The organism is uncultured Paraglaciecola sp., assembly GCF_937123705.1.
Classification (GTDB): domain Bacteria; phylum Pseudomonadota; class Gammaproteobacteria; order Enterobacterales; family Alteromonadaceae; genus Paraglaciecola.
In genome coordinates this window covers 48,558-56,558 of record NZ_CAKZKO010000154.1, presented here as the reverse complement: position 1 = coordinate 56,558, position 8,001 = coordinate 48,558, and the positions used below count along the sequence as shown (strand labels likewise).

The following is an 8,001-nucleotide window of genomic DNA, read 5'->3' as shown; positions in this document are numbered from 1 at the left end:
AGTGGTCTCCCTTGAAGCGAGGGCGCATTATAGAGAGAACAGATTCCTATGCAAGCACTTATTTGAAATAAATGTTTGTTTGCTTAAATAGCCAACAAATAGAGTGTTAAAACTGCAATTTTAACGCATAAGTCGTGTTTTGTTTTTGATATCATCTATTTCAAAGAATTTTGGTAGAACAGAGATGACAATTAGAACATACAAGACAAGAAGCCCATTTTTAGGGGCGCATTGCTATATAGATGCTTCTTCAGTAGTGGTAGGCGATGTTGAATGTGCCGAGCATGTCAGCATTTGGCCGTTGGTTGCCGCTAGAGGCGATGTTAATTATATAAGAATAGGTGCCAGGACTAATGTGCAAGATGGCACTGTATTACACGTTTCTAGAACTAGCGAGGCTAATCCTCTTGGGTTTCCGCTTGTTATTGGAGCGGATGTGACAGTAGGACATAAATGTATGTTGCATGGTTGTACCTTAGGTGATCGCATATTAGTGGGTATGGGCACTATTATCATGGACGGTGCAGTAGTAGAGGATGATGTGTTCATCGGAGCAGGTACATTAGTACCTCCTAACAAGACCCTGAAAAGTGGCTATTTATATAAAGGTAACCCAGCACAACAAGCAAGACGCCTAAAAGAAAGTGAAGTGGCTTTTTTAAAACAGTCGGCTTTAAACTACGTGAAACTTAAAGATGAGTATATTGCAGAGGCTAAGTAGATTTAATATACATTTATTGCGTCGGCGGTGAGCCATATTTCACCGTCTGAATTCCATTTCTCTTGTAAACCTTGTTGTTCAATCAATTCTTCTATTTCAAACTGCTTGGCCCTGTAAATAGACATCAGGCTCTCTTTATCCTTTCCGCTTATATAGCAGACCAACATTTGCCCAGCGACCATAACATCCACTTGAAGTGCTTTTTTCGTTTCTATATAGATGCAACCATCTAAAACTTGAATCGCTTGATTCATAAGTTATTTCTAAGAGCTTTTATAACAGGCTCAACATCAGGACGAAACCCCGTCCACAAGTAAAAACTTTCTGCCGCTTGCCCTACTAACATACCGAGTCCATCAAACGTATTGGTTACCCCGAGCTTATCTGCATGTTGCAAAAATACTGTGGGTTTATCGCCGTAACTCATATCGTAAACCCATGTACTCTTGCTTACGACTGAATCTGGGATAGCGGGTAACTCTCCGGTCAAACTAGCAGAAGTGGAATTTAGAATAAGATCGAAGGGCTGTTGCACTTCATCTAATTGGCTTAGTCCCACCCCCTTAAAATTGTCTTGGGGTATCAAAGAAGCTAACAGTTTAGCTTTTTCTTGAGTTCGATTGGCTACGACGAGTAAGGCAGGTTCTAGGGTAAAGATAGATTGCAAGACACCTCTAGCGGCACCACCAGCGCCTAACAATAAAATCCGAGCGCCCTTGATTTGTACACCTAGACGCTGTAAGTCTTGAACTAATCCTATACCGTCTGTGGTGCCTCCGATAAATGTGCCATCTGCTTTTTTAATGACGGTATTCACCGCACCCGCTATTTTTGCGGCGGCAGATAATTCATCGACCCATTCAGCTGTTTGCTCTTTAAATGGAGAGGTGATATTGCAACCTCTTGCATTAGGATCGGCTAAAAACTTTGATAATTCTGAGATAAAGTTTTCTTTGGTTGCCAAGGTACGATCATACTCAACCTCTAGACCCGCTTGTTTAGCAAACATTTGATGAATAAAAGGTGATTTACTTTGGGCTATGGGGTTGCCGAAAACCGTAAGTTTATTCACTAGATCCATTCTCTAGGATGTAAGTAGTTGGTGTATAAATCGGCTTCTTTACTATCAGGCTCAGGCTGGTAACTATATTCCCATCGTGCGAGTGGTGGCATCGACATTAAAATTGATTCGGTGCGACCACCAGATTGCAGTCCAAATAAGGTGCCTCTGTCGAATACCAAGTTGAATTCTACGTAACGCCCACGTCTGTACAATTGAAATTCTCGCTCTTTTTCACCAAAAGCAAGGTCTTTACGTTTTTCTACAATGGGCACGTAAGCATCTAGAAAGCCATCGCCTACGGCTTGCATAAATTTAAAACTCTTTTCAAAACCCTGTTCATTTAAATCATCAAAAAATAAGCCACCAACACCACGGGTTTCGTCTCGGTGTTTTAAATAAAAATAGTCATCGCACCACTTTTTATATTTTGCATAAACATCATTCCCAAAAGGTGAGCAAAGTTTATCGGCGACTGTATGCCAATGCACCACATCTTCATAAAAAGGGTAGAAAGGAGTGAGATCAAATCCGCCACCAAACCACCACACAGGTTCTTCGCCAGGTTTCTCGGCAACAAAATAACGTACATTCGCATGAGTTGTGGGTATATAAGGATTATGAGGGTGAATAACTAAGGACACACCAACTGCTTGGAAGCTTCTTCCAGCGAGCTCTGGCCTGGCCGCTGTGGCGGATGCTGGTAACTCTCCACCAAACACATGAGAAAAATTAACACCGCCTTGTTCAATAAGTTTGCCATCTGTTAGCACTCGAGTGCGGCCGCCACCACCTAGTTCGCGCTGCCATTTGTCTTCTACAAAACTGCCTTTACCATCCACCAACTCTAAGGTTTGGCAAATGTTATCTTGCAGTTTTAGCAAATATTCTTTTACTTTTTGTATATCTGGCATTGAATCTGTTGTCATCTAACTAATTGTCTCTTATGGTTTTTCCTGAATTTCCGTGACGGATTTTACTGGGTTTACTTGCCCCACCAACCTGCCCTTTTACTAGATATAGGCTTTCATCAAATTGTTGATATAGTTGTTTAGCATTTATAGCGGGGGGCTTTCCAGACACATTAGCACTGGTAGAAACCAAAGGCTTGCCAAATTGCTCACATAATTGACGTACGACAAGGTGTTGACTCACACGTACAGCGATTAAGTCACTATTGCCGGTAACCCATTTAGGCGCTTGCTCGGCAGCGGGAAGAAGCCAAGTAACTGGACCTGGCCAACTAGAAAATATTTCGCTACGCATCTGCATGGGAATTTTTGCATCATCCACGTAAGGCAGTAATTGCGAATACGTATTTGCCACCAAGATCAAGCCTTTCTCTATTGGGCGCTTTTTCAACGTCAATAACTGCTGAACTGCACCTTCATTATCTGGATCACAACCCAACCCTAATACTGACTCTGTTGGGTAAGCGAGTATGCCCCCTGCCAGTAAAGTCTCTAGGATCAGTTTGTTGTCTTCGCTGTTTGATAGCTGGTTCATGTATCTTGATTTAGTCCGTTTTTAGCTCAATTCGTGCCTGTGCATCCGCTGCCGTATCTAGCTCTGGCGCACAGAATAAAATCCGAGAAGAGGCAATGCCTTGCTCAATCAAGTATCGTTTCAAGTTATCTTGTCGCTTAGATCCCATGGCTTTAAGTGATGCTTTTTGATCTGAATTTAGTACTGTTTCTGCAGCTAAAGATAAATCGGCATAAGTACCAATAGCACAGGTTTTTAGCTGTAACTTGGGCTTGTCGTTCATAAATAACACGAGTTCGCTCAAATATTGCTGGTTCTCTTCGGTTAAGCCAACCTCGCCGGTTTGAAAAATCAATGGTTCAAACCTTACTTTTAGCAAATACTCTGCGCCCGTTATGGCTACCGAAACCACAGAGGCATATGGAACAAAAGTATTCATTAAATAGCTCTTAGCCTGAGACATGGCGGCTTTTTTTAATACTAACCCTAAGAAACTCTCAACGCCAAAAGAAGGCTCACTGACATTGCCTCGTAAAGGCACACCTAAGTCAATATTGCCCTGGTCGTCTTTCAACATACCTAAGGCGACATTCAGCGGCATAGCTTTACCTTCTTTGATTGTTCCTTGCTCCACCTCATCGGCGCTGGACATATCAATCCCCCGCATAAACAGCTTAGTCTTTCCGTCTATTGCATCGTCTTTTACGACGACTTCAATATCAACATCAAGCTGACCGCTTTTCATCTCAAAACCTAGCCCATCTTTTACGTAAGGTGATACAGCGGGCAAATTTAACTCACTGACATTGGCATTAACTAAGGCGTTCAGTTTGTCTGCAAATAACATCACATGCCCTTTTGCATCAATTTTGAGATAGCCTTCATCTGTGGCCAGCAACTCAAAAGGGCTTTCTAACTCACTATTGGTACTATCAAATGGCCCCGCTTGTAGCTTTTCAATGGTAATTTTATGCTCGTAAGCAGGTGACACGCTTTGGTCATTGATGTGAACAAACGCGGCATCGGCTAGTAAAAACTTGCCTAATTCAAGGGTTAACCCTGGTGTTTGTTCTGGTTCAGCAACATCTTCAGGCGCAGTTGCTTCATCTTGAGGCACGGATGTTAATGCTGTGGTATCAACCAAACCGTGAATGCTTTTATCTGGGTTCACTCTTATATCTGTTTTTAACCCAGCCATAGAGATAGTGTCTATTTTCAGGTGATTATCGGAAAATTGCACATCTGAAACCGCGAGTTGCCCGACGCTAAGCATAGGCAAAGACTCCGCTATTTGGCGGTTTTCAGACAAGTTAAGCCCATTCACTTGCACCCGTTCAATCACAATATTCGGCTGCATGTCCACCAGCTGTAAGTCGGTAGATAAACTTATATCCTCCCAATTCGCCACACTGTTGTCATGGGATTTTAATCCTATATTGCCTTGTTTTAACCGAGTGCCAACTGTCGCGCTCAGTTGTTGCACATCGCCACTTGGTAAGGCTGTGATGTTTAAATTATCGATTGTAACCACATCACTAGCGCCTTCTACAATCCAAGGGGCATAGTTGAGATTAAGAGCTGCTACAGACACGACTATTTGCTCACTGGTTACAGCAATATTCTCTTCGCCAATATTCACTTTAGGGTTGCCGTTGGCAGAAAATGCCCCTGAAATACTCACACCTAAGTCAGTCAATAAAGGGCTTAAGGTTTCGGTGTCAAACTTCTCCAGTGAGAAAGCACTATCTATCGAGCCTGTACCCCCCTGTAAAGAAACATCTGAAGTCAGCATCATTGGCGCTTTATTAACAAGTGCGTCCATAGATAACGACAACTGCTGTTTTAGCATACTCAAAGAACTATCAGTTACCGCAAGCTGATTTAGCAAGACCCGCTGCGAAGTGCCATCGATATTGGCATCAAACAATATTTTTTGTAATCTTAACTCGGGGATCACCACAGTATAATCTAGAGGTGGTTCGTCACTTTTTTGTTCAACTTTAGGCAGCTCTTGTTCGGCTTCAGAACGAGCCGTTAGGTCAACCCCTGCCACAATTAAATTTTGCTTATCTTTGACAATTTTAACTTCGGTGCCGCTTAACAAAAACTTCGATACGTACAGTTCTTTCAATAACAAACGATGTAAATGCACACTGATTTCTGCGTATTCAACAGATAAGGCTTGGCTTTTATTGACATCAAGCAAAGTCAACTCGCTTACCGTTAGCGTACTGGTAAAAGGATTGAATCTCACCGAGCTGTCGTCACTCAAAGATACACCCATTTCGTTCAAAGGATTTTTGGCAAAGTGACGAACCACCAAGGGCGAGGCTATCCAAACAACCAAGTATATTACCAAAAACAAAACGAATAAAAATTTTGCAGCAGTCGTTAACAGATGTGATTTAGCTTTGTTTGTAGAGGAGGTCATGATTAATATCTATTTAAGGTGGCTTTAAAGAAATCTACCCAATTTTTGGGCCGAAAAATATGGTGTTACTCAGGCTTAGGAATTTTACATTGGCATCGTTTTTGTGGGCAAACCAGTTCAATTTCACCGCTACTTTTTTTCTGCTGCATAATCGGCCAATGGCATTTGGGGCACGGGTGATCAACAGGTGGAAAATTTAATAAGTATTTACATTTGGGGTAATTATCACACGCATAAAATGACTTGCCAAACTTATTTGCTCGTTTGTTAATATGGCCTTTATTACAGGATGGGCAGATAAGTAGCGTATCTTCACTGTTGTGATTTGATTCAATGTAATCACATTCAGGAAATTCACTGCAACCAATAAACAACCCATAACGCCCCTTTTTAATAACCAATAACGATTGGCATACTGGACAAGCAGAGCCATCAATGGTTTTGATCTCGGCATTTTCGTATTCGTGTAAGGGTTTTGAAAAGTCACAATCTGGGTAACAACTGCAACCAATAAAAGCGCCAGACTTACCGCGTCTAACCTGTAGTTTGGCAGCACATTTTGGACAAGGTCCAAAAGCTTGCTCAGACGCTTTGCCTGAAAACAGAGAGTGATCAATCTTAGACATCTAAAAAACACGCATATTTTTTATTCATGAAACAATCAGTGCAGAGGACCTTCTGGCTCTTCAAACAATAATTCTTCCATTTGAGCATAAGCGTTTTCTTTTCCTGGGACATTAAATAGCACCATTAACACAACCCATTTCATGTCCTCAAGGCAGAACTCTTTTGAATCAATTTCCATCACACGATCAATCACCATCTCTCGAGTAGAGGGATCTAAAACCTGAATTTGCTCAAGAAACATTAAAAAACCACGACACTCAACATCTAAACGCATTTCCTCATCTTGGGTATAGATACGAGTAACAAATGAAGTAGTGCCTTTAGCTAAATAGGGTTTGATGTCGGTTTCTTGCAATGCCGCAAGCTTTTCCAACCAAGATAGTGCTTTGTATATTTCGTCGTGATGAAAACCCGCTCTCACCAACTCATCTGTTAACTCGTCTTGATCGACCCGTATTTCAGTTTCGCTATGGATAAAGTTTTCAAATAAATACATAAGGATATCGAACATGTTATTTTTCCCCCAATTTAATGTAACCGCCGGGAACAGCGGTAACTAAACCGCGCAATTCATATTCTAATAATTGTGACATTACATCTGTTACTTCTAAGCCGCTGCGTTGCGCTACTATATCTAGTGGCGTTGCTTCAAAATCTACACTATCTAACAATTTGTCCGATGCCAAGCTTTGTGAGCCATTATTTTCCGATTTTTGCTGTATTTTGCTTACCTCTGGTAAAAAAAGATGCTGAAACTCTTCATTAATGTCTTTTACACATGTCACCAACTTGGCCCCTTGTTGGATCAGGTAATGGCATCCGGCAGACATTGGGTTATGGATATTACCGGGTATCGCAAACACATCTCGGTTTTGCTCTAAGGCACACCTTGCGGTGATCAATGAGCCACTTTTAATTGCCGCTTCAACAATGAGTGTACCAAGCGACAAACCGCTAATAATGCGATTTCGTCTGGGGAAGTACTCTGGACGCCCTGGTGTGTTTGGTGCAAATTCTGAAATAATCACCCCATTATTATGCAAAATTTCCTCAGATAACTTGATATGGCGTCGCGGATACATTTTATCAATAGCCGTCCCTAGTACAGCGATAGTGGTATACCCTCCTTGTACTGCTCCTTGATGAGACAAACCATCTATTCCTAGCGCCAAGCCACTGGTCACTGTCCAACCACATTGACTTAATTGATGTGAGAAAAATTTGGCATTTTCTTTTCCCTGAGGACTAGGATTTCTACTACCTACCATAGCAATTTGGTAGTTTCTTAAATGTTTGGGATCTCCATAACCATATAATAGTGGAGGGGGGCTTGAAATCTGTTTGAGTAAGTCAGGGTAACTAGGATGGTCGAAGTGGATTAAAAATCTGTTTTTCGCTGCACTGAGCCAATCCAAGCTAGCCTGAATAGCTTGGGTATTAGGTTTCAATACTGCGTTAATTTGCTGGGAATTAAACCCCATTTTCTCAAGCAAGGCTGGTGATGTGGTAAACAATTCAGATAGTCCCACATCACACTTTTTCTCTAGCTTTTTTAAGCTTGTCACTGAAAAATTGGGTATTTGTACCAACTTCAACCAATTTTCCAGCTCGCCTCTATCGTTACTACCTACTTCAACATCCTGTTGCATGAATTTCTCCCTAGGCAGTTAGCCCTTT

At 41.7% G+C, this 8,001-nt stretch carries 9 protein-coding genes; 1 reads left to right on the top strand and 8 read right to left on the bottom strand.

The annotated features are described in order from the left end of the window. Positions 1–184: 184 nt before the first annotated feature. The gene (locus Q0688_RS20960) at positions 185–721 is read left to right on the top strand and encodes a gamma carbonic anhydrase family protein (RefSeq protein WP_299082076.1); all 537 of its coding nucleotides are present in this window, start codon (positions 185–187) and stop codon (positions 719–721) included. 2 nt (positions 722–723) lie between these two features. Here the strand turns inward: Q0688_RS20960 and Q0688_RS20955 are convergent, their stop codons facing one another. The 8 genes from Q0688_RS20955 to dprA all read right to left on the bottom strand — a co-directional run bounded on the left by Q0688_RS20955 (position 724) and on the right by dprA (position 7,973). After that, the gene (locus Q0688_RS20955; protein WP_299082074.1) at positions 724–975 is read right to left on the bottom strand and encodes a hypothetical protein; all 252 of its coding nucleotides are present in this window, start codon (positions 973–975) and stop codon (positions 724–726) included. After that, positions 972–1,802 carry a shikimate dehydrogenase gene (gene aroE / locus Q0688_RS20950; RefSeq protein WP_299082072.1) on the bottom strand — a complete coding sequence of 277 codons (831 nt, stop codon included), beginning with the start codon at positions 1,800–1,802 and terminating at the stop codon, positions 972–974. The genes Q0688_RS20955 and aroE overlap by 4 nt, the downstream gene beginning before the upstream one ends. Continuing rightward, positions 1,793–2,710: an oxygen-dependent coproporphyrinogen oxidase gene (hemF, locus tag Q0688_RS20945; protein ID WP_299082070.1), complete on the bottom strand. Its 918-nt coding sequence runs from the start codon at positions 2,708–2,710 to the stop codon at positions 1,793–1,795. Before hemF ends, aroE begins: the two co-directional genes overlap by 10 nt. A 4-nt stretch (positions 2,711–2,714) precedes the next feature. Then, a complete protein-coding gene (locus tag Q0688_RS20940; protein ID WP_299082068.1) occupies positions 2,715–3,287 on the bottom strand; it encodes a Sua5/YciO/YrdC/YwlC family protein in 573 nt (190 codons plus the stop codon). Between the two features lie 10 nt (positions 3,288–3,297). Next, the gene (locus tag Q0688_RS20935; protein WP_299082066.1) at positions 3,298–5,613 is read right to left on the bottom strand and encodes a DUF748 domain-containing protein; all 2,316 of its coding nucleotides are present in this window, start codon (positions 5,611–5,613) and stop codon (positions 3,298–3,300) included. Positions 5,614–5,762: 149 nt separating this feature from the next. Further along, complete coding sequence (locus Q0688_RS20930) at positions 5,763–6,323, bottom strand: topoisomerase DNA-binding C4 zinc finger domain-containing protein (RefSeq protein WP_299082064.1); 561 nt, start codon at positions 6,321–6,323, stop codon at positions 5,763–5,765. Between the two features lie 35 nt (positions 6,324–6,358). Beyond that, positions 6,359–6,835: a DUF494 family protein gene (locus Q0688_RS20925; protein WP_299082062.1), complete on the bottom strand. Its 477-nt coding sequence runs from the start codon at positions 6,833–6,835 to the stop codon at positions 6,359–6,361. Position 6,836: 1 nt separating this feature from the next. Then, positions 6,837–7,973, bottom strand: coding sequence for a DNA-processing protein DprA (gene dprA / locus Q0688_RS20920; protein WP_299082059.1), 1,137 nt, complete (start codon positions 7,971–7,973; stop codon positions 6,837–6,839). Between the last annotated feature and the right edge of the window lie 28 nt (positions 7,974–8,001).

Coding starts and splice junctions, on each gene's coding strand:
- Q0688_RS20940 (WP_299082068.1), bottom strand. CDS start 3,287: ATGAACCAGCTATCAAACAGCGAAGACAACAAACTGATCCTAGAGACT.
- Q0688_RS20925 (WP_299082062.1), bottom strand. CDS start 6,835: ATGTTCGATATCCTTATGTATTTATTTGAAAACTTTATCCATAGCGAA.
- dprA (WP_299082059.1), bottom strand. CDS start 7,973: ATGCAACAGGATGTTGAAGTAGGTAGTAACGATAGAGGCGAGCTGGAA.
- Q0688_RS20930 (WP_299082064.1), bottom strand. CDS start 6,323: ATGTCTAAGATTGATCACTCTCTGTTTTCAGGCAAAGCGTCTGAGCAA.
- hemF (WP_299082070.1), bottom strand. CDS start 2,710: ATGACAACAGATTCAATGCCAGATATACAAAAAGTAAAAGAATATTTG.
- Q0688_RS20960 (WP_299082076.1), top strand. CDS start 185: ATGACAATTAGAACATACAAGACAAGAAGCCCATTTTTAGGGGCGCAT.
- aroE (WP_299082072.1), bottom strand. CDS start 1,802: ATGGATCTAGTGAATAAACTTACGGTTTTCGGCAACCCCATAGCCCAA.
- Q0688_RS20955 (WP_299082074.1), bottom strand. CDS start 975: ATGAATCAAGCGATTCAAGTTTTAGATGGTTGCATCTATATAGAAACG.